Annotated in this window: 17 protein-coding genes; 8 read left to right on the plus strand and 9 right to left on the minus strand. The window is 56.5% G+C overall.

Annotated features, from left to right (window positions below; translation table 11 throughout):
* Positions 1–5 precede the first annotated feature (5 nt).
* The 8 genes from SFX18_11745 to ade all read right to left on the minus strand — a co-directional run bounded on the left by SFX18_11745 (position 6) and on the right by ade (position 9,757).
* On the minus strand, positions 6–833 hold the full coding sequence (locus tag SFX18_11745; protein MDX1963821.1) for a protein-glutamate O-methyltransferase CheR: 828 nt from the start codon (positions 831–833) through the stop codon (positions 6–8).
* Complete coding sequence (locus SFX18_11750) at positions 830–1,924, minus strand: chemotaxis response regulator protein-glutamate methylesterase (GenBank protein MDX1963822.1); 1,095 nt, start codon at positions 1,922–1,924, stop codon at positions 830–832. Before SFX18_11750 ends, SFX18_11745 begins: the two co-directional genes overlap by 4 nt.
* A gap of 1 nt (position 1,925) precedes the next feature.
* On the minus strand, positions 1,926–2,294 hold the full coding sequence (locus SFX18_11755; protein ID MDX1963823.1) for a response regulator: 369 nt from the start codon (positions 2,292–2,294) through the stop codon (positions 1,926–1,928).
* Positions 2,295–2,359: 65 nt separating this feature from the next.
* Positions 2,360–3,862, minus strand: coding sequence for a methyl-accepting chemotaxis protein (locus tag SFX18_11760; GenBank protein ID MDX1963824.1), 1,503 nt, complete (start codon positions 3,860–3,862; stop codon positions 2,360–2,362).
* Between the two features lie 82 nt (positions 3,863–3,944).
* Complete coding sequence (locus SFX18_11765) at positions 3,945–4,397, minus strand: chemotaxis protein CheW (protein MDX1963825.1); 453 nt, start codon at positions 4,395–4,397, stop codon at positions 3,945–3,947.
* 7 nt (positions 4,398–4,404) lie between these two features.
* The gene (locus SFX18_11770; protein ID MDX1963826.1) at positions 4,405–7,125 is read right to left on the minus strand and encodes a chemotaxis protein CheW; all 2,721 of its coding nucleotides are present in this window, start codon (positions 7,123–7,125) and stop codon (positions 4,405–4,407) included.
* Between the two features lie 37 nt (positions 7,126–7,162).
* Positions 7,163–7,681 (minus strand): hypothetical protein, encoded by a 519-nt coding sequence (locus SFX18_11775; protein MDX1963827.1) that lies wholly within the window; start codon positions 7,679–7,681, stop codon positions 7,163–7,165.
* Between the two features lie 408 nt (positions 7,682–8,089).
* Positions 8,090–9,757 (minus strand): adenine deaminase, encoded by a 1,668-nt coding sequence (ade, locus tag SFX18_11780; protein MDX1963828.1) that lies wholly within the window; start codon positions 9,755–9,757, stop codon positions 8,090–8,092.
* Between the two features lie 464 nt (positions 9,758–10,221).
* Here ade and SFX18_11785 point away from each other — a divergent pair, with 464 nt between their 5' ends.
* The 8 genes from SFX18_11785 (at position 10,222) to SFX18_11820 (ending at position 18,518) form a co-directional block, all read left to right on the plus strand.
* The gene (locus SFX18_11785; protein MDX1963829.1) at positions 10,222–11,343 is read left to right on the plus strand and encodes a TIGR03000 domain-containing protein; all 1,122 of its coding nucleotides are present in this window, start codon (positions 10,222–10,224) and stop codon (positions 11,341–11,343) included.
* A 263-nt stretch (positions 11,344–11,606) separates the two neighbouring features.
* On the plus strand, positions 11,607–12,443 hold the full coding sequence (locus SFX18_11790) for a hypothetical protein (GenBank protein MDX1963830.1): 837 nt from the start codon (positions 11,607–11,609) through the stop codon (positions 12,441–12,443).
* The gene (locus SFX18_11795) at positions 12,440–13,468 is read left to right on the plus strand and encodes an HTTM domain-containing protein (GenBank protein ID MDX1963831.1); all 1,029 of its coding nucleotides are present in this window, start codon (positions 12,440–12,442) and stop codon (positions 13,466–13,468) included. The genes SFX18_11790 and SFX18_11795 overlap by 4 nt, the downstream gene beginning before the upstream one ends.
* A 128-nt stretch (positions 13,469–13,596) precedes the next feature.
* On the plus strand, positions 13,597–14,601 hold the full coding sequence (locus tag SFX18_11800; protein MDX1963832.1) for an aspartate-semialdehyde dehydrogenase: 1,005 nt from the start codon (positions 13,597–13,599) through the stop codon (positions 14,599–14,601).
* A 48-nt stretch (positions 14,602–14,649) separates the two neighbouring features.
* Positions 14,650–15,606, plus strand: coding sequence for a tRNA pseudouridine(38-40) synthase TruA (gene truA / locus SFX18_11805; GenBank protein ID MDX1963833.1), 957 nt, complete (start codon positions 14,650–14,652; stop codon positions 15,604–15,606).
* 233 nt (positions 15,607–15,839) lie between these two features.
* On the plus strand, positions 15,840–16,697 hold the full coding sequence (locus SFX18_11810) for a serine/threonine-protein kinase (GenBank protein ID MDX1963834.1): 858 nt from the start codon (positions 15,840–15,842) through the stop codon (positions 16,695–16,697).
* A 443-nt stretch (positions 16,698–17,140) separates the two neighbouring features.
* Positions 17,141–18,163, plus strand: a complete 1,023-nt coding sequence (locus tag SFX18_11815) for an acetyl-CoA carboxylase carboxyltransferase subunit alpha (GenBank protein ID MDX1963835.1) — start codon at positions 17,141–17,143, stop codon at positions 18,161–18,163.
* 58 nt (positions 18,164–18,221) lie between these two features.
* Positions 18,222–18,518, plus strand: coding sequence for a hypothetical protein (locus tag SFX18_11820; protein MDX1963836.1), 297 nt, complete (start codon positions 18,222–18,224; stop codon positions 18,516–18,518).
* Between the two features lie 415 nt (positions 18,519–18,933).
* On the opposite strand, the gene SFX18_11825 is transcribed toward SFX18_11820, so the two are convergent.
* On the minus strand, positions 18,934–19,929 hold the full coding sequence (locus tag SFX18_11825) for a CvpA family protein (GenBank protein MDX1963837.1): 996 nt from the start codon (positions 19,927–19,929) through the stop codon (positions 18,934–18,936).
* Positions 19,930–19,996 lie beyond the last annotated feature (67 nt).

Raw genomic sequence — 19,996 nt, forward strand, 5'->3', positions numbered from 1 at the left:
TGGATTTACTTGAGGCGATAAAAAACGCTTTGTTCAAATTGCACACGCTCAAAATCGTTGCTCAGGCCCATGGTCGTTTCCGCCGCCCCCAAAAAGAGCAAGGCTTGTGGTGCCATGATTTTGCGCACTTTTTCGAGGATCATTTTCTTGGTATCGGGGGAAAAATAGATCAGCACATTGCGTAGAAACACAATATCCATACGGGGCATGGCGGGCCAACTCTCGATAAGATTGAGTTTCGAAAAGCGCGCCATGCCGCTTAATTCGGGCTTTAGCTTCCAGTGGATCCCCTCGCGCTGAAAGTATTTCACCAGCAACCCCGCGGACAAACCGCGGTTAACCTCATTCTGCGAGAATTTGGCTTCCCGCGCGCGGTTGAGCACATCCTCGGAAAGATCTGTGCCGAGCAGTTGCACGTTCCATTGCGTCAAAACGGGAAAGTGCTCCCGCAGGTACATGGCCACGGAGTAGATTTCCTGCCCTGTGGAGCACGCGGCTGACCAGATGTTCAACCGCTTTGTTCCCCCGTTCCGTTGCAACAGTTCCGGCACGATCTGCTTGCGCAGCGCTTCAAACGGATGGATATCTCGAAAAAAGCTGGTCTCATTGGTCGTCATGGCCTCCACGAGTCGACCTTCCAGGTCGGGCCGACTTTTGCCGCGGATCCCCTGGATGAGTTCGTCGATCGAGGAATAACCGCTGGCGCGGGCCACTGGCGTCAAACGTGCTTCGATCAGATAGCACTTGGTGTCGTCCAGTTCGATCGCCGCGCGGCTTCTGACCGTCGCACATACAAAGGAAATGGCATCCGCTGATAATGTCGAGGTGCTCATGTAATCCTTTCCAGTAGAGGCGACCGCCGCCGCAGCGCGGTAACCATGCGCGTGAGCTCTCCGGCAATCCGGGGCAACGGGAGCGATTGGTGGGAGAATCCGGCGACGGCGACAGCCCGGGGCATCCCCCACACCACCGACGTGGCTTCGTCCTGTGTCAGCACCGTGCCGCCAACCAAATAAATATCCTGCGCCCCCCTTAAGCCATCCTGTCCCATGCCAGTTAATACCGCGGCCAGGCAGCCTGATCCAAACACTTTTGCAGCCGAACGGAACGTGACATCCACCGCGGGTCGGCAGGAATTTTCCAGCGGTCCTTGCTGCAACACCGTTCTGATGGCCAGCCCCTGGCGTTCAAATTCCAAATGATAACCCCCCGGGGCTATCAAGACCCGGCCGGGCAAAAGTTCTTCGCCGGTGGTGGCTTCGCTAACTTGCAGCGTGCAGATTTGATTGAGTCGATCCGCCAAATGTTTGGTAAAAACAGGCGGCATATGCTGGACTACGACGATTGGCACCGGAAATTCCGCCGGCAAACCTGCCAAAATGCTTGCCAAAGCTTGCGGACCTCCCGTCGAACTACCCACAATCACCACTTCACAGGATTGGGGCAAGCGCCGCTCAGCGCCTGGCAACTGTGGGCGAGCCACCATCCGCCCGGTCGTCCCGGCAGACGGGATGGCCTGAGGGCAAAGTGCCTTGATTTTTGGCAAAAGCTGGGCTTTTACGATCTCGATACCCGCGCTGACATTTCCCACATTTGCCGGTTTGGCCACATAATCCGTGGCTCCCAAGGCCAGGGCGTCAAACGTCGCTTTGGCTCCCCGTTCCGTCAGCGTGCTGAACATAATGACGGGCAGCTTGGGGTAGGTTTTGCGCAATTCCGGCAATGTCCCCAGCCCGTCCAATTCGGGCATTTCGATGTCCAGGGTCACGATATCCGGATTAAGTTGGGGCAGCTTGGCCAGGGCCAGTTTGCCATTGGGGGCGGTGCCCGCCAACTCGATGTCCGGATCCTCTTTCAGGATGTCCGTCAGCAATCTACGGATCACAACCGAGTCATCAACAATCAGTACGCGTATTTTGCGCATGTTACTTGATCACTCCCACGAGCCGCAGCTTGTCGATCAGGCTATCCTTTTGAAACGGTTTCATCAAATATTCATCCGCTCCGGCAGTGAGGGCCCGGAGCATCTGATCGGGTTCGGTTTCGGTGGTGACCATCACGACCGTCATCCCGGCAAGCCGAGCATCGTCGCGGATCGCCTTGACCAGTTCCAGTCCGTTCATCTCCGGCATGTTCCAATCCACCAGCACCAAATCGGGAAGCGGCTGGAGCCGCAGCCGCTCCAGCGCTTCGCGCCCATTGCAGGCGGAAACCGTCTCAAAGCCCAATTCGGCCAGGATGTCCCCTTCGATCCGCCGGATCGGCCGGGAGTCGTCAACAATCATCGCCAGCATGTGGAAATTCCTAAAAGCCCAAGAAAGATTCAACAAATTTTGATCAACTGGCGTTTCCGCCACGACTAACATGCCAGTGAATTACTAGTAGAGTGACTGGTTCCCAACCGCTGCAATTCAGTGGCCATCCGGGCCAATTCGCCGGAAGCTTGTTGGGAATTATTCGCGCCTTGCATGGTGTTCTCGGCGGCTTGGGCAACGGAAGTGATATTTTGCGCGATTTCGGCGGTTCCTTTGGCGGCCTCGGAGACGTTGCGGCTCATTTCATTGGCGGTCGCCGTTTGCTCCTCCACCGCGCTGGCAATGGTGTTGGCAATATCATTAATTTGGGCGATCACATCGGAAATTTCGCGGATGGATTCCACCGCGCCTCGGGTTCCATTTTGAATGGCTTCAATTTTATGTCCGATGTCCTCGGTCGCCTTGGCTGTTTCCTTAGCCAGTTCCTTGACTTCGTTGGCGACCACGGCAAAGCCCTTGCCCGCCTCGCCGGCGCGGGCCGCTTCGATCGTCGCGTTAAGGGCCAATAGATTCGTCTGTTCGGCGATTGAGGTGATCACTTTCAGCACTTTGCCAATTTCAATGCTACTGTCATCCAGCTTGGAAACGCATCCGCTAGCGGCTTGCGCGGCGACAACCGCTTGTTGCGCGACTCGCGCTGAATCGCTGGCATTCTTGGCGATTTCACGAATGGCGCTATTCATTTCATCAACGCCGGTGGAAACTGTTTGCACATTCTTGCTGACTTGTTCCGCCGCGGCGGAAACTACATTGGCCTGAGCCGAAGTTTCCTGGGCATTAGCGCTCATCTGCGTGCTAACCGCGCTCAATTCCTCGGCGGAGCTTCCCAGGGTGGCAGAGTTATCCGCCAATTGTTTAATCAGATTAAGCATCTCATTCTCTTGGCGGGCCATGGTACGCGCCAACCAGTAGGTAAAACCCGCCACAGTCCCCAGCAGTATCAAACCAACCAAGAGCATGGTCGTTTGGCGAGTTGCGATCAACGACGCGACATCTGCTTCGGTAGCGGAGGCATTCGCCGTGGCGAGCTCGACTATTTTATTAATTGAGGCACGATGTTCCGCGTATAATGGCGGCAATAGCGTGTTGATTATCTTTTGAACCTCCTCTCGATCTCCCTTTTCAATCGCGGGAATCAAGCGATGGTCGATCACGGAAAAAAATTCCTCCGCGGGCTTGCGAGAAGTTTCGGTGACCTCGACTTTTACGGTTCCAGACTCCAAGTTTTGCATCCAGTAGTCCTGCCGAGTTGAATAATCCCGCTTCAGGTTCTTGTATTGGGCGGTCAAATCCTTGATGTCTTCCGCGTTTTTACCATCGGCCATCAAACGGGCGGTCAGATAGGTTTCGATGATGTAGTTTGGGGGCGGCAAAACATCCGCCAGCAAATCCTTGTTCTGGACGATGCGCAGATAATGTTCGCCATTGACCTTGACGGTGTTCAATGTCGAGTAGGCGACAAGGCCAAAAACCAGAAAGCCGATGGCAAAGACAGTCGTTAAGAGAGTCAATTTGCCTTTCATACTGAGATTGCGAATGAATGACATGGAGCGGATCCTCGGAAAACTGGGTGGTAAAAGGTGGTTTGGGTGTGACGATAGCGAACAAATGATCAATCCAAAAACATGCTTAAACGGCGGTTAACGCCGCGCAGCTCTCGGCGATGGTCCGCTCTGTGTCCAACTCTAACAACAGTCGCTCGGATTGCTTGTAAGTGCCGCGAATCAATTCGCGGACCTTGGCCCGGGCCGTGGCTGGGGGAGGCTCAAATGTTTCATCACGCACCTCCACAACGTCTCCAATGCTATCCACCAGCAGGCTGATGGCGTTCTCTCCATCGCGCACCACCACGTTCATTGGTTGTTGGCCCGGTTTTCGCGGGGGAAGTTCCAGGCAGGACCGTAAATCGATCGCGGTGACAATCTGGCCGCGCAGGTTGATTAATCCCCGGATCGCCGGGGTCGCCAGGGGAATCCGTGTCATTTCTTGATAACGGATGACTTCCTGGACTTCTTGCACGTCGATCCCCAGATACAGGGTGTCCACGTGAAAAGTGCAAAATTGACGGTCTTGATGACTCATAACTCTCCTAAGCGGGTGTGAAAGCGGCGGATGACCGGGGCGATGCGTGGCGCGCCAAGCTAGGCAAATTCAGCACATCCGTCACGCGTTCCTGAATCACCATCGTGCCCAATAAATGCTCCCGGACCGGCTTTCCCGGGACAAAATTCAATTCTGTTTCCACGATGTCCACAATCCGATTAACCACAAATCCGCAGTGATGTTCCTGGTCGGCGTACACGATAATCTGCAATTCGGATTGTTCCGACCGTTCGGGCTGGTCAGGGTGTCGGCCAAAGACATCCCCCAGCTCAATCAACGGCAGGATGCTGCCGCGGTATTGGATCACCGGCTGGTTATGCGCGTATTCAATCGCCGCCGCAGAGGCCTTTTCCAGGCGGGCGATCATCGAAGTGGGGAGCGCGAAGCGGCGTGAGTCGCCCAGATCCACGACTAGCAAGGTTTGCGACTCAGCGCGGGACAGGGTATCGGCCTGGCCGGGGCCGCCGTGCGGTTGCTCGCGCATCTCGGCGTTCAGCCCCGCCGCCATCGCGATTCCCAACACATCGAGGATCAAGGCAACGGTGCCATCCCCCATGATCGTGGTGCCGGCATATTCCCCCAGTCCCTTGAGTTGCCGGCTGAGCGGCTTGACCACGATTTCCTCGGTGTCATTCACCTTATCGACCACCAGGCCGTATTGCCGGTCGTTGGATCGCAGGACGACAATATTAACTACCTGATCACCGGCCGGGGATTCTCCCCCGACATTTCCGCCGGACAGGCCCAGTCGTTCCGCCAGATTGATTAAGGGGAGCAGCTTGCTGCGCAGGCGGAATACCGGCGCCCCATGCACGTATTCGATTTGCCGCTGGACTGCTTCCCCCTCCAGGCGGACCAGTTCCAGCAAGCTCACCTGCGGGATCGCATAGCGGTCCCCCCCCGTGGTGACAATCAACGCGGGAATAATCGCCAGGGTCAGCGGTATCTTGATTTTGATGGTTGTTCCCCGGCCTGGTTGGCTTTGCAAGTCCAGCGTGCCGCCGATTTTTTCAATATTTGTTTTAACGACATCCATGCCGACCCCCCTGCCGGACACATTGGTCACTTTTTCCGCCGTGGAAAAGCCGGGCAACAGAATCAACTGCGCCGCCTCGCGGTCGGAGAGCCGAGCGGCCTGATCGGCGGTGACAATCCCTTTTTCCACCGCTTTCTGGCGAATCCGTTCCAGGTTCAGCCCCGCGCCATCGTCGATGATCTCAATATTGACTTGGCCCCCTTCGTGATAAGCTCGTAAACGCAGGCAGCCGGTTTCCGGCTTTCCGACGCTGCGCCGCGCTTCGGGCGATTCAATGCCATGATCCACCGAATTGCGAACCAGGTGCGTTAGCGGGTCTTTGATCGCCTCTAGGATCGTTTTATCCAGCTCCGTCTCCTTCCCCTCCATTTCCAGGCGGATTTGCTTCCCTAACTGCGACGCCAGATCGCGAATCACCCGGGGAAATTTGCCCCAGACATTGCCGATGGGCTGCATCCGGGTTTTCATCACCCCTTCTTGCAGTTCCGTGGTAATCAGATTGAGCCGTTGGGCGGTGCTGATAAACTCGGCGTCATGCGAGCGATTGGTGTGCTGCAGAATCTGATTGCGGGCCAGCACCAACTCGCCGACCCGCGTCATCAGTTTGTCGAGCAAGGCGACATCGACGCGAATGGTGCTGTCTCCCGCCGCAAGTTGCTGTTTGTCCGTCAGGGCGTGTTCGGGCGTTTCCGCGGCGGAGTCGTGCGTATTTGCGTGCGCGGCGCTGGTCGGCGGCGCGGAACGGGCCGGGGCGCTGGGGCCGGTGGAGGGACGCGGAGGAGCGGACTGCAACAAATCCGGCGCGTCATTCCGGGCGTGTTCCCCCGTTGGGCAGACGCTTTGCGCGGCGAGCAAGCGCTGGACGATGGAGTCCGTTTCAAATCCGATGTCGGTGCCGGTGGTTTCTAGCAAGCGCAGGCCTTCACGACATTTATCGGTGGCGGCCAAGAGCGCTCCAGCGATTTCAGATGTAAACGGCAAATCCCCGTCACGCAAGCTCCCCAACAGGGTTTCCGCGATATGCGCGAATTTTTCCATGACGGCCAGTCCCAAAAACCCCGCCCCCCCTTTGATGGTGTGCATCGTGCGAAAAATTCCCCGCAGTAAATTTGTCGAGCCGGGGCTTTGCTCGAGTGCCAGCAGATCCCGATCCATTAAGTCGAGATTGTCATAACACTCGATAATGAATTCACGGGCGGCCTCGCTCAAGTGGAAGGTTGCGGAAACAACGGGAGGGGTTGATTCCTCGGACTTAACGGCACTGGCTGGATTAACGGCTGGTTCGCCGCCGACCCGATATTGCTGCAAGCTCTCGACATATTGGCTAATATCGGCCTCATTCGAGGTCTCCACCGATTCAATTAGCCCTTCCATAAAATCCGCGGCATGCAGAATTGTGTCGACTAGCTCCGAACTGGGCAGCACTTCGTGATTTCGCAGGCGATTGAGCACTTCCTCCAAACCATGGGCCAGTACACCGATCCGATCCAATCCCAGAAAACCGGCGGTCCCTTTGATGGAGTGCATGGTGCGAAACACGGCATTCACCAACTCGACATTGATGTCGGCGCCCCCTTCTTCGATGGCCAGCATTTGTTGTTCGATATTTGCCAGTCCTTCTTGGGCCTCCACCACAAAATCGGCAATCAACTCTGCATCCGATATGTCCATGTCGCGGTTCCTTCAATCACAGATGTGCATTAATAGACTAGTTAAGGGCGGTTTCGACGAAATTGATCTCCGCCACAAGATCCGCATCCAAGGCGGTTGCTTCTTTTTCGATGAGCGCTGCTTGATGTGGACTAATCACATTCTGTGTGACCAACGCGTCCAACAGGTTAGGAATGCCGTTCGCCTGCTCCAGGAGCAGCTCATACACGTCTTGATATGTCAGATACCCCAGCTCGACGGCGGTTTCCCCAAACATTTTGCCCCGGCAATCCTGTTCTGCGAGAACGGTAAATACCTGGGCCATTGTTAATTTTCCTTTTACCAGCGCTAATTTGCCAATTTTTGAAGCTTGGGCCAGTCGCCAATGGTTTGCCCCGCGTAATTGATCGATAGTTGCCCAGCCATGTTCCAGCACTGCAAGAGCCGTTTCAAAAGTGCTGTTCGTGTAATGTTTTACGAGATTAGACATGTTCCCGGCCTTCACAATCGAAAATTGGTGATGGAAACAGGACAAACCGTTGTACATCTTGAAGGCCAGCGCTGGCTGGTCCTGCACTACAATAGATTGCTATAAAAACCAAAAGGTGCTGTGCAAGTAAAATACTTATGAAATCTATAAAGTTGCTTTTCAGAAGTTATGCAAGATGACAGTTATTCCGGTTATGCCATTGCCTGGATACTTATTTCGTTCAATCCAGGAAATACTAATAAATTCGTGATCGACGTGGGGATTTCTTGCGTATCGGTAACGTTTGGGTCTTCATAAAGAAACACAGCTTTCATCTGACAATTCTAGTGCTACGTCAACCCTTTGTTTTCCCAAAAAGAGGCCATACCCCAGGGCTACTTCCCGCGGCTGATTTGCCCACCTCGAATTGATCGTTTTGACCAAGCGCTTGTCCTCCCATCAATCATCCCCCTTCCCAGGGTTTACGTGAATTACATTCTTCACTCCTTAACACACTTACTTTCCCTCCTCCACCAGGCCCACGTAACCAAATTTGTGGACGTCAAAGAGTCCCGCGGGTCCGAGCTTGAGCGCGGGAATAACCGTCAGGGCCATAAAGGAGAGCGTCATGTAGGGGGCAAAGAGGGGGGAGCCGAGAGATTTGGCCGCGGCGTCCAGGCGCGAATAATCCGCCGCGATCCGTTCCCCGGAATCACCGCTCATCAGTCCCGCGATCGGCAGCGGCACCACATCCACGGTATCGCCAGCCGCCAGCGAGATTCCACCGCGGGCGTGAACCAGGGCATTGAGGGCCAGACTAATCTCGGCATCGCTGGCGCCGACCGCGATCAAATTGTGCGAATCGTGCGAGACGCTCGAAGCAATCGCCCCCCGGGCCAAGCCAAAATTCTTGACCAGGCAAACCGCCGGTGGTCCCCCCGTGTATCGATCCACCAGGACCATTTTGAGCAGGTCGCGCTGTTGGTCAGCCAGGATTTCGCCGTTTTGCGCGTTTGCCGCCGCGCTCAGCGCGTTGGTGACCAATTGGCCATCGAGCGCCTCGATGACGCGCACCCGCTGCGCGGCGTGAACGCCGTCGGTCCAGCCCGTCGGCGTTGGCAATTTGAATAAATCCGGGCTAACAGGCGCGCATTGAAAGTTATTCGCCATCACTGGCTCGACCCGCGGCAAGAGCGTGCCTCCATGCTCCGCGACCAGTTCGCCATTGATCCAAGTGCGCAAGACTTCAAAGTTGGTCAAGTCCCGCACCTCGACAAAGTCCGCCCGGTCCCCCAGGTGCAGCAGTCCCACGTCCAGTTTGTAGTGGCGGACCGGTGTGACACAAGCAGCGCGCAGGACAATCATGGGATCGATACCCGCGGCCACGGCGCGGACGACCAGTTGATTGATATGTCCCTCGACCAGATCATGCGGATGCTTATCATCACTGCAAAACATGCACGCGTCGGGAAATTGCCGCAAAAGCAAATGCAACGCCTGAAAATCCTTGGCCGCCGAACCTTCGCGGATAATCAGCTTCATCCCCTTTTGCAGTTTCTCCAGCCCCTCGTCATACGCGCGGCTCTCATGATCGGTGCTGATCCCTGCGGACAGATACTTATTTAGATCCGCCCCGCGCACGCCCGGCGCGTGACCGTCAACCGGCTTTTTACGCTGATGGGCGGCGGCGATCTTGGCGTGGACCTGCTCATCCCCCATGAGCACTCCGGGAAAGTTCATCATCTCGCTCAAGTACTTGATTCGCGGATCATCCAAGAGTGCGGCGACACCCTCGGCATCGATCGCCCCCCCCGCCTTGTCAAAGGGCGTGGCGGGGACGCACGACGGCGCTCCAAAGTTGACCTTGAGGGGGGTTTGTGCGGCGTTGTCCACCATGTACCACACGCCCGCCCCCCCCAGCACGTTCGCTATCTCATGCGGGTCCGAGACCGTTGCCACCGTCCCATGCGGCGTGGCCAGGCGGGCAAATTCCGTCGGTACCAGCATCGAACTTTCAATATGCACATGCGCATCCACAAAACCCGGAATCAAATACGTGTCCCGCGGAGAATCGGCATAGACGATTTCGGCGATCCGCCCATGAGCGACACGCACGGTGCCGGGACGAATTTCTCCCCGAACCACATCCACGATATTGGCCGAAATTTCCGGGGCTGCGGTCATGCAAAAAGTCCTTAAAATCAGGAAACGAAGGGTGAGAAGCGAGCGTGTTGCGCGATGTTTGCAAAATTTCAGGGCAACCGCGATTGGCCTAATTCTCCCGCTTTTAGGCGATGACAGCAAGGATAGCGAGGATTTGAGGCTGAATACCCAATTCAAAATATGTTAAAATGGATAAAATGTGATGCATGCGCAGATTGTGACAACGGGCTAAATTTATCCATCATTTTCAAGTTTTCATGCTATGGAATGGGTATTCTCGCTAGTAAACTTGTTAGCAAAAATACTTAAAAATCCGTAACACATTATTATTTAATAACTTAGAGGATTAGAACGTCTATTTTACCCAAGCTGCAAATCTTACCTAAACGCTTGATTTTCAATAACTTGCAAGTATGTTTGTAGGTGGATCGTCACTGGTCCGGGAGGACCAAGTCTTCTCCTTAATAATACGGAGCATTGATCGTATGTTGCGAAATCTGGCTTACAAGTTGGGCGTGGTGGCAGCTATTGTGATGGCCCTGGTTGGTGCGGCGGTTCCTGCGGAAGCGGGCTGGCATCACCGACATGGTGGCTGGGGTAGTTCTGGCGGTTGGGGCGGCAGCTCCGGCGGCTGGGGCAGCTCGGGTGGTTGGGGTGGCAGCTCCGGCGGCTGGGGTAGCTCAGGTGGTTGGGGTGGCAGCTCCGGCGGCTGGGGTAGCTCTGGCGGTTGGGGTGGCTCTCATGGTTGGCACAAGCATCATCGTCGGTATGCGGTCAGCTATGGCAGTTGGGGCGGTAGCTCTGGCGGCTGGGGTGGTAGCTCTGGCGGTTTTTATTATGGCTCTAGTGGCGGCGGTAGCTCTGGCTACTCCACCTACTATGCACCGACCTATGGCGGGTCTTCGGGCGGAACGATTTACTCTGGATCGGTAGGCGGCACCATTTACCAAGGCGCCTCGCCGATCATCCAGCTTCCTTCCACCACGACTCCCGCGACTCCTGGCACGGAAGGGGCCACGCCCATGACCGCGCCAGATGGCAGCGGCACAAACGCCCCCGTGACCGACCCGGCATCGGCTCGGATCAATCTGTCGGTTCCCGCGATGGCCAAAGTGTTTGTCAATGGCCATGCGACCAAAAGCACCGGTCCGAATCGGCAATTTGTCTCGCGTGGATTGCAAGCGGGCATGAACTATAACTATGAAATTCGCGTGGAACTGGATGGCCAAACCATTCATACCGAAACCGTCACGCTGACGGGTGGACAGTCGCTGGCAGTGGCGGCTACCGGTAATAGTGGCACGCCTGTGGCGGTAAAACCGGCGGACGCTCTCAAGACGACGGTGATCATCAAGGTTCCCGAAAACGCCAAGGTGACACTAGCCGGACTGCCGACCGCCCAGACCGGCACCACGCGTGAATTTACCACCGATAAGCTGTCGGCTGGCGAAGCCTGGGAAAACTACACCATTTCGGTCACCGCCGAAGTGGACGGAGCGGTAAAAACCGCCGAGAAAACGATCACGGTGTATGCGGGTGACGTGCGGACCGTGGAATTTGACCTGAATGTCGTGACGGACAATATCACCCGGACGGCGTCGAAGTAGTTTACTGCTAGTTGCAGGAATTTAGGGCAAATTCCTGTACAAGCGGGATGTCATCTGTTTGAATCCCCCCAACCCCGCGCGAGGCATCTCGCGCGGGGTTTTTTAATGTACAGCCCGACGCGTGAGCAAGGGAACGTGGCTGAGTCCCTGGCTGACGCTGCGGGCTGAGTAGCAGGCAAAAACTCTACCGATTGTGCCGATTGTGACACCCAGGCTGGAAATCGGTGGCGAATTGCTTCTTATGCCCCGCGATGGTCGATACCATGGCTATGCCCGCCACCGGATCAAAACTGTCGAAGGCGCAACCCCATCGCGTCTCAAATCCGCCGCATCAGGTCCGTGCGGGGGAGTGGTCGGTCTGGACGCGGCGGGTTGTGTCGGTGCTGTTAGTCTGGCATTTGTCGGCGCAGGTGTTGGCAACTTGGACCGGGGCGGAACCGGTTAGTACCCTAGGCCGGCTGCTCTCCGATCCGTTTCGGCCATATATCACCGCGGCTAGTTTGGACCAAGGGTATCGCTTTTTTGCGCCTGATCCCGGCCCCAGCCATATCTTGCGGTTTCAGGTGTTGGATAAAAACCAACAACCGTTGCCGCTGCCCGAGTGGTTTGCCACGGATGAGACCCGTTTGACGGGGCAGTTGCCCCCCCCCGGGTTGCGGGTGACAGTTTTCGGTGGTCGCCCAAGACTTTTGTACCATCGCTATTTCATGCTGACCGAACAAGTCCTGCGGTTGTTTCCCCAGCCCGGTTTGCCTCCCGCGACTAGCTCCGCGCAATTGCAGCACTTTCGTATTGTGATGAATAGCTTTGCCCAGGAGTTGCTGCGACAACATGGGGGAGAAACCGCGCGGCTGACTTATCTGCGGCATCATTTATTACAGCCGGATGTGGCAATGCAAGAACTGGCCGCCAATCCCGGCGGCGGGCTGGAATTGCTTTCTCACCCGGAATCTTATCAAGAGCTGTGGAGCGGTCAGTTTACCAAGGGCCAAACGCTGGAGTTGCCCGTTTGGCCGGCGGATGCCACGCCCAGTGAGCCGCGGGAAGAGGAAATCCAGCCTGCGACAGCGACCAGGGCAGGGGAGGGGAGGGGGGCATGAGCCGCTTGTTCGCCTACGTTCGCGAATGTTACACGACGGCCACGGATAGCTGGAACGAATTTTGGTTTGCCCCCGCGCGGCCGCTGCCGCTAGCGTGGATACGGATCTTGACCGCGATCTCGCTACTCTATGCGCATGCGGTTTGGACCGTGGATTGGCGGGGATTTTTTGGCTCGCCGGGATGGTTGTCCCCGCAAGCGCGGCAGGTGATTCTGGGTCCGCAAATCGCACCCTATTATTGGAGCCATTTTGATTGGATCGACAGTCCCGCCGCGCTGTGGTTGATTCATCTTGCTGGCTTCGTGGTCTTGATCGGATTGTTGATCGGTTATCAAACCCGCGCGTGCGCGGTGCTCGCCTGGCTATTGCAGGTTTCTTATGCGCATCGCAATCCCTTGGCCAACTTTGGCCTGGACGCGGTGCATGGCATGTTGGCCATGTATCTCATGGTGGGCCCCAGCGGCGCGGCTTGGTCCGTCGATGAGTGGATGCGGCAAAGAAGCAAAGATAAGCGCGGAAACTTCGACCACGGCAACAAACAATCAACACCGCCGCCGCGAAAAGTTGGTTGGTGGCAATCCGTGCGCGGCCTCGAGGCACCCCCCAGTAGCGGCGCGCGGCTGGCCACGCGGCTGATCCAATGCCACATGTGTCTGATCTATTTATTCTCCGCCTTGGGAAAAATTCAGGGTCAAACCTGGTGGCAGGGGACGGCCATTTGGGGGGCGGTCGGCAACCTGGAATATCAAGCCTGGGATGCGACCTGGCTGGCTAATTACCCGCTCTTGGGAAATTTTGTGACGCACCTGACCGTGGTTTGGGAATTGGCCTACTGTGTCCTGATTTGGCCCCGTTTATGGCGGCCAGTGATGCTATTCTTGGCGGTGGGCCTGCATGTGGGCATTGGCCTCTGGCTGGGGATGCTGACCTTTGGGCTGGCGATGCTGATCGGCAATCTGGCGTTTGTGTTGCCAGAGTGGTGGGAGCCAGAGAATGAACCAATTTCCCCCACGTCCCCTCTATAATTGCCCCCCCGGGGAACCTATACTAAAGCCTACAATTTGCGGGCTTTTAGGAAGCAATAGCAGCAGGGCAGGGGGGTGGCCCGGTACAAGCAAAAAATACTTTTAATTTTTTCCGGAGTTTTTCTACCGTGATCCAGACTTTGGCCGTGGTGGGCGCGACAGGCGCCGTGGGCGGAATCATTTTGCAACTTTTGGAACAGCGCAAATTTCCCGCCCAGCGCTTTAAGCTGTTGGCCTCGGGCCGTTCCGCTGGCAAAACGATCAAGTTTTTAGGCCAGGACCACGTGATTGAAGAACTCCGCCCGGAGGCCTTTTCCGGCGTCCAAGTGGCGATTGGCAGCACGCCTGATGAGGTGGCACGCGATTTTTGCCCCTGGGCGGTGGAACGGGACTGCATTGTGGTGGACGAAAGCGGCTATTGGCGCATGGATACGACGGTGCCGCTGGTCATCCCGGAGGTGAATCCCCGGGCCATCCACCAGCACCGGGGGATCATCAGTAGTCCCAATTGCTCCACCACGCAACTGGTGATGGCGCTCAAGCCGTTGCATGACGCCGCCCGCGTGCAGCGCGTGGTGGTCAGCACCTATCAAGCGACCAGCGGCGCGGGGGTGGCGGGGCAGCGCGACCTGACCACCGGCACGCACATGTTTTTGCATGGCCAGCCGCACCAGTATGAGACCTTTTCCCACCCGATCGCCTTTAACCTGATTCCCCAGATTGGCTCCCACAAGGAAGCGGGCTACACCAGCGAAGAAATGAAAATGGTGTATGAAACGCGCAAGATCCTAGGGGATGAAACGATCCAGGTCTGTCCCACGGCGGTGCGCGTGCCGGTCAGCAACTGCCATAGCGAAAGCATTTTGGTCGAGACCGAGAAGAAGCTTACCGTGGCGGAGGCAACGGAGTTATTTCGCTCGTTTCCGGGGATTGTGGTGGTGGACGACCTGCCAAATAAGGAATACCCCATGCCGCTCAACTGTGATGGCCGGGATGAGGTCTTTATTGGCCGGATACGCGAAGATCTCTCGAGTCCGCGGGGATTGGCGTTTTGGTGTGTCAGCGACAATCTCCGCAAAGGGGCCGCCACCAACGCCGTGCAAATCGCTGAGCTTTTAGCCAAGCAAATCTGATCATATTGCCATAGTTGTAGTTTACGAATCAACGAACTCAGGCTTTCCATGAAACCTTCCGAACCGCTGGCCATGGCACATGGGATGAATCCAGCGGAGCAGGGGGGGGAAGCCGCCGCTTCCGCCGGATTTGACGCTGCTCCCTCGTCCACGCTGCGCGGCATCAAGCTGACCGTGGCCTACGATGGCTCGAATTACCTGGGCTGGCAGTCGCAATGCAATGGGCGGACGATCCAGGAAGTCCTGGAAAAAGTGGGCCGCCAAATCGCCGGTGAAAAAGTCAACATGCACGCCAGTGGCCGGACCGATGCCGGAGTGCATGCCCTGGGACAGGTGATTAGCTTTCGCACGCACGCCCGCCACACGCCAGAAGTTTGGCTGCGGGCGTTTAATGGTTTTTTGCCCACCGATATTGGCGTCATCCGCGTGGAAGAAACCAGCCCCGTGTTTCACGCCCGCGTGCATGCGGTTGGCAAATGTTACCGCTATTTGCTGCATGATGGCCCGCGGCCCGAGGCACTGGCGCAGCGGGCATTGTGGCAATACTCTCGGCCGCTGGATTTAGCGCGTATGCAAGAGGCCGCCAGCCTTTTACAGGGGACGCACGATTTTTACAGCTTTCAGTCGGGGGGTTCGCGGCGGCGCACCACCATCCGCACCGTGCGGGACATTCGGTTGTGGCGGCCATTTGATCCGGCGGCGGCCGCTGAATCCGCTACGGCGCAATCACCCACCAGGTTTTTGTCTTATCCAGCCGAAGCGCGGCCCTATCCCCTGTTGCTTCATCCCGCGGGGTTGATCGTGCTCGAGATCACCGCGGACGGTTTTTTGTATAATATGGTCCGTACCATCCTGGGAACGCTGGTGCAGGTGGGAACAGGCCGCCGAGCGATCGACTGGCCCGCGCAGGTCCTCGCCGCGCGGGACCGCCGTCAGGCTGGCCAAACCGCGCCCGCCCAGGGGCTGTATCTGGTCTCGGTCGATTATGGGGACGGGCATCCCTAGCACATCTGAGGCTAATAACTGTTTTTTTCCAAATCTTGATAACCCCAATAATGACTAGCTAAAGGCCTGGTTAGCATTTTTCGATTGTTCAAACGGCGTCGGCCAACTATCCTAAAGTATGGGGTGGTCACGTTGTCGCGGGTAGCCGCCGGGGCCAGCTTTTTTTATTTGCCATTCATTCACCCCGCGAGATAACGATTAACGCGGCTGTCTTTCGGTCGCTTTGCGGATTTATGCCATTTCAGCCCAGCTCTCAAGCTTATTTGGGTTCGCACCGCTTGCTTAACGCCATCGGCAGCGGGCGGCACTGCGCGGTCTGGGACGCGATGGTTGACGCCAAGGGGGAACGGCGCGCGATTAAAATTCTTTTAAAGCTTGAGCGGGAACAAATTCAGCTCATGCGGCACGAATTTGCCGTGGCGCAGGGGCTGGATCATCCCAATGTTATCCATATCTACGAGTTTAACATCCATCAGGAAACGCCGTATCTGGCGATGGAATATTTTCCCTCGATCAATCTCAAACAGTATTTGCTGCAGTACAAAGTAGAAAAGCTGCAACCACAGTTAAATTCCATTTTGGTCCAAGCCGCGCTCGGTTTGGGCTATTTTCATGACCGGGGTTGGGTCCACCGCGATATCAAGCCGGATAATTACCTGATTAGCGAGGATATCCGTATCAAGCTGATTGATTTTGCCCTGGCTGAAAAAAAGAAATCGTTTTTTAGCGGTTTGTTGGGAGGGCGGGGGAGGGCGATCCAAGGAACCCGCAGCTATATGTCTCCCGAGCAAATCCGCGGCGAAGGCCTGGACCAGCGCAGCGATATTTACAGTTATGCCTGCACCGCTTATGAACTGGTCACCGGTCGCCTGCCCTTTACCGGCTCTAACACCAATGAACTGCTCAATAAGCACTTAAAAAGCACCCCGCCGCCACTGGAAATGCACAATAAACTAGTCACCCCCGGCTTTTCGGCGCTGATGAAAAAAATGCTGTCGAAAAAACCTTCCGATCGCCCGGCCAATCTCAGTGAGGTGGCCGCCGAAATCAAGGCCCACGGTGTGGTGAAGGGGGGGGAAGTAAATTTCTAGTGCGTATTCTCGATAAAGATAGCGCGGCTAACATTTTGTATATGCTCATGGAATTGATGCTTTATCACGGCCTGACTCAACCGCGTTGCGGTAAGATGTGTACCGCAACGCGGATCTGGATCATAGCCCAGCGGTTGGAGCGCAGCGAACAACCCTGGGTGTGTTAGCAAAATCAATGACACCGTACTCCAACGGAGTTCCGTAAACTTTTGGCAATTTAGGAAAAAGCCGTTCTAGGATTACTTGCGATTGATTAACACACTCTTATTTTGGACTGATTTGCCGCAAAATTGCCCCGTATTTTATGAGTTTTGTTAATTTCTGGCAGAAGTGGTGATAATCGGGATTTTTGCGATTGCCGCAATGAGGTAAACTGGGAAAAAGTTTAGCCGCCCCGCACCCCGGCGGCGCATCTTTCCTAGACTGCCTATTTTGTGATTCTTATGCCAGCCGCACTTCATCAACTCGCTTTTGAAAAACCGATTTATGAACTCGAAGCGCAGATCGCTGCGCTCGATAGCCAGCCGGACAAAAGTCCCGAATTGATCGAAAGCATCCGACAATTACGGCGTGAATTGGCCGAACGCAAGCGCAAAATCTTTGGCGATTTAAATCCCTGGCAAACGGTCGAGGTCGCCCGGCATCCCGACCGGCCGATGACCACCGACTACTTAAATCTGGTGTTCAGCGAGTTTGTCGAGCTGCACGGGGACAAATCGTTTGGCGATGATCGGGCGATTCGGGCCGGCTTTGCCAAGCTCGACCAGTACAAAGTCGTGGTCATCGGCCATCAAAAAGGCAAAACCCTGGCCGAACGGCAGGCGTGCCACTTTGGCTGTGCCCATCCCGAAGGCTATCGCAAGGCTATGAGCAAAATGGAACTGGCCGCCAAATACAAGCTGCCGCTCGTCTGCTTTATTGATACCCCGGGAGCCTATCCCGGCGTGGGGGCCGAGGAACGGGGCCAAGCCCAGGTCATTGCCGAAAGCATGTTTCTGATGTCGCGGCTGCGCACGCCGATCATCGTGATTGTCATTGGCGAGGGAGGCTCCGGCGGGGCCTTGGGCATCGGCGTGGGGGACAAGGTCGCGGTATTGCAGCATGCCTATTATTCGGTGATTAGCCCGGAGGGGTGCGCGGGGATCTTGTGGAAAAGCCACACATTTAAGGAGCAGGCCGCCGCCGCGTTAAAGCTGACCAGCCAGGATTTGCTGCGTCTGGGAGTGATTGATGATGTGATCGAGGAACCACTGGGGGGCGCGCACCGCGATCATCCACAAATGGCTGCCCGTATGAAGCAATACTTGCTGCGCAGCCTCAAAGAGTTAAATGCGCAGCCGCTCGATCAATTGTTGGCCGGTCGCTATGAGAAATTTCGCCGAATGGGGCAGTTTCTAGAGGGAAATCCGCTGGAACAGGCGGAGCTGAACGGCGCCAGCCATCACATGAGCGTGGCGGAAGGTTAATTTACGCCGCTGGCGGGGATTATTTCGCGGTTTCCGGACCTGATCGAAGGGGGCGTCGATGGGGCTGTTTTTACGCACCTACGGATTGGCATTTTTGGCCGTGATCATCGCCGCCAGCGCGATTACGCGCTATATCATGCTGGCCGAATGGCTGGGCCTGGTCTGGCTCCCCATCTGCGCCATCTTAGGTCTGGTGATGTTTGTCTGGAGCGAAGAGTTCGCGGATATTTACCGGCAGGCTTCCACGGGAGCGTGGATTGATTTGCTGGCGGTCATTTCGCTGGACTATGATCTGGTCAAAATTGTGGGGGGCGGGCTGCTATTGTGGTGCGCGTACCAGACCTGGATGTTGTGATTGGCTGCCCACCTGTGCCGGCGCGGGAAGTGGCGGGTGGAACTCCCTGGCTGACGCGGAATTCCCTTGCTGACGCTGCGGGCTGATGTGTCAGTGGTGATGTTCAAATAGCACTGTTCAAATAGTGATGTTCAACATCAGAGCAGGGACCGAATCAAAGCCGGCATTTACCCCCCCCGACCCCAGCATGCAACGTCCGATAATCTCTCTTATGTTCGGTTCGGGATGTCGTTTTTGGCCGAAATAACGGTTCTTTGGCGTATGGGGGCCGTTCTGCCGCTCTCCCCCAGGAGTGCTTCTGGCGATATGAACTCTAATGGAGGCAATCGACCTCCGCTGCTTCAATTCCGACGATGCCGACGTCGGCTTTGCGAACTCACCACTGCTCCATTACTCCACTCTCCCTTACTCCAGTTCATGGCAGCCGCGAACTAAACCCCGGTGACTCGTTTGCGGACGTCGGCACGACTCGTGGATCTGGCAGGGGGGCTAACCGGGGGTCGCTGGAAAACGGCGGCCTGGTCTCCCCGGCTGGAAGCAACGAGGGGAACGACCCGGTGGGTGTCTGTGGGGGCCAACTGCCATTACTGGGGAGCGGTTGCAGCGGTGAACCCCCGCCACCCCCCCCTGCTCCGTTGGATCGGCCTGCGCCGCCGGCCGGATTCGGCCAGATCGGTTGAGTCGGTTGACCGGGTGTTGCGGGCTGCGTCGCGGGGTTATTTGGCTGCGAGGATGAGGTTCCGCCATTCCAGAGCGAATTTGGCCAGCCATAAGGGTCGAATTGCGGCCAGCGAGTGTCGATCGTCGGCGGTTGCGGCGGCGTGGAAAGGGAATTCAGGGGCTGATTCGACGGCGTGGAGGGGACGGAATTTGGTTGGCTGGAGGTGGCCACCCGCTGGCGCAACGCCTCGTCCAGGGGACCCAGGTACGGGGCCAACATTTGCTGAAGTTCGGGGGGGAGCACGCTTTCGGCCTGGGCCAAGAGGCTGCCAATCGCCCGACCGGAACGCGTCCCCAGGACATACGGGCGATACTCGGGCAAGAGCGTCACCACAAAAAAAGTGACTGCCACGCAGATAAACACCCCTTTGGCCGCGCCGACCAGCGCCCCCAACTGGCGATCAAAATCGCGCAGTTTAATTTGCTGGATGGTTTCGCGGACAACGCGAAAGCCCAACCAGATCGCGGCGCCGGTGATAACATACAGGGCCAGCATGGCCAAAAAGCGATTGGCCGGGGCGGAATCGCCAAACCAGCCGGTCCCGGCCAGCGGTTCGCTAAACCGTAACGAGACAAAGTAGCTGACCGTCAACGACGCGACCGCCGCCACTTGCCAGGCTAGCCCTTTCCAGTAGCCATACATGGCGGTAAAGGCCAAAATCCCCAGCATGAACAAGTCGTAAAATTCCATGGTGACACCGCAACTGGTCTATCCCGTGGGAAACACGATCCTTAGCATAAAATAAAGGGCCAGTATA

It is taken from the genome of Pirellulales bacterium, from assembly GCA_033762255.1.
Lineage (GTDB): Bacteria > Planctomycetota > Planctomycetia > Pirellulales > JALHPA01 > JANRLT01.

Excerpts from the sequence above, each read along its gene's own strand:
- SFX18_11745 (MDX1963821.1), bottom strand. The coding sequence starts at position 833 with ATGAGCACCTCGACATTATCAGCGGATGCCATTTCCTTTGTATGTGCG.
- SFX18_11750 (MDX1963822.1), bottom strand. The coding sequence starts at position 1,924 with ATGCGCAAAATACGCGTACTGATTGTTGATGACTCGGTTGTGATCCGT.
- SFX18_11755 (MDX1963823.1), bottom strand. The coding sequence starts at position 2,294 with ATGCTGGCGATGATTGTTGACGACTCCCGGCCGATCCGGCGGATCGAA.
- SFX18_11760 (MDX1963824.1), bottom strand. The coding sequence starts at position 3,862 with ATGTCATTCATTCGCAATCTCAGTATGAAAGGCAAATTGACTCTCTTA.
- SFX18_11765 (MDX1963825.1), bottom strand. The coding sequence starts at position 4,397 with ATGAGTCATCAAGACCGTCAATTTTGCACTTTTCACGTGGACACCCTG.
- SFX18_11770 (MDX1963826.1), bottom strand. The coding sequence starts at position 7,125 with ATGGACATATCGGATGCAGAGTTGATTGCCGATTTTGTGGTGGAGGCC.
- ade (MDX1963828.1), bottom strand. The coding sequence starts at position 9,757 with ATGACCGCAGCCCCGGAAATTTCGGCCAATATCGTGGATGTGGTTCGG.
- SFX18_11785 (MDX1963829.1), top strand. The coding sequence starts at position 10,222 with ATGTTGCGAAATCTGGCTTACAAGTTGGGCGTGGTGGCAGCTATTGTG.
- SFX18_11790 (MDX1963830.1), top strand. The coding sequence starts at position 11,607 with ATGGCTATGCCCGCCACCGGATCAAAACTGTCGAAGGCGCAACCCCAT.
- SFX18_11795 (MDX1963831.1), top strand. The coding sequence starts at position 12,440 with ATGAGCCGCTTGTTCGCCTACGTTCGCGAATGTTACACGACGGCCACG.
- truA (MDX1963833.1), top strand. The coding sequence starts at position 14,650 with ATGAAACCTTCCGAACCGCTGGCCATGGCACATGGGATGAATCCAGCG.
- SFX18_11810 (MDX1963834.1), top strand. The coding sequence starts at position 15,840 with ATGCCATTTCAGCCCAGCTCTCAAGCTTATTTGGGTTCGCACCGCTTG.
- SFX18_11815 (MDX1963835.1), top strand. The coding sequence starts at position 17,141 with ATGCCAGCCGCACTTCATCAACTCGCTTTTGAAAAACCGATTTATGAA.
- SFX18_11820 (MDX1963836.1), top strand. The coding sequence starts at position 18,222 with ATGGGGCTGTTTTTACGCACCTACGGATTGGCATTTTTGGCCGTGATC.
- SFX18_11825 (MDX1963837.1), bottom strand. The coding sequence starts at position 19,929 with ATGGAATTTTACGACTTGTTCATGCTGGGGATTTTGGCCTTTACCGCC.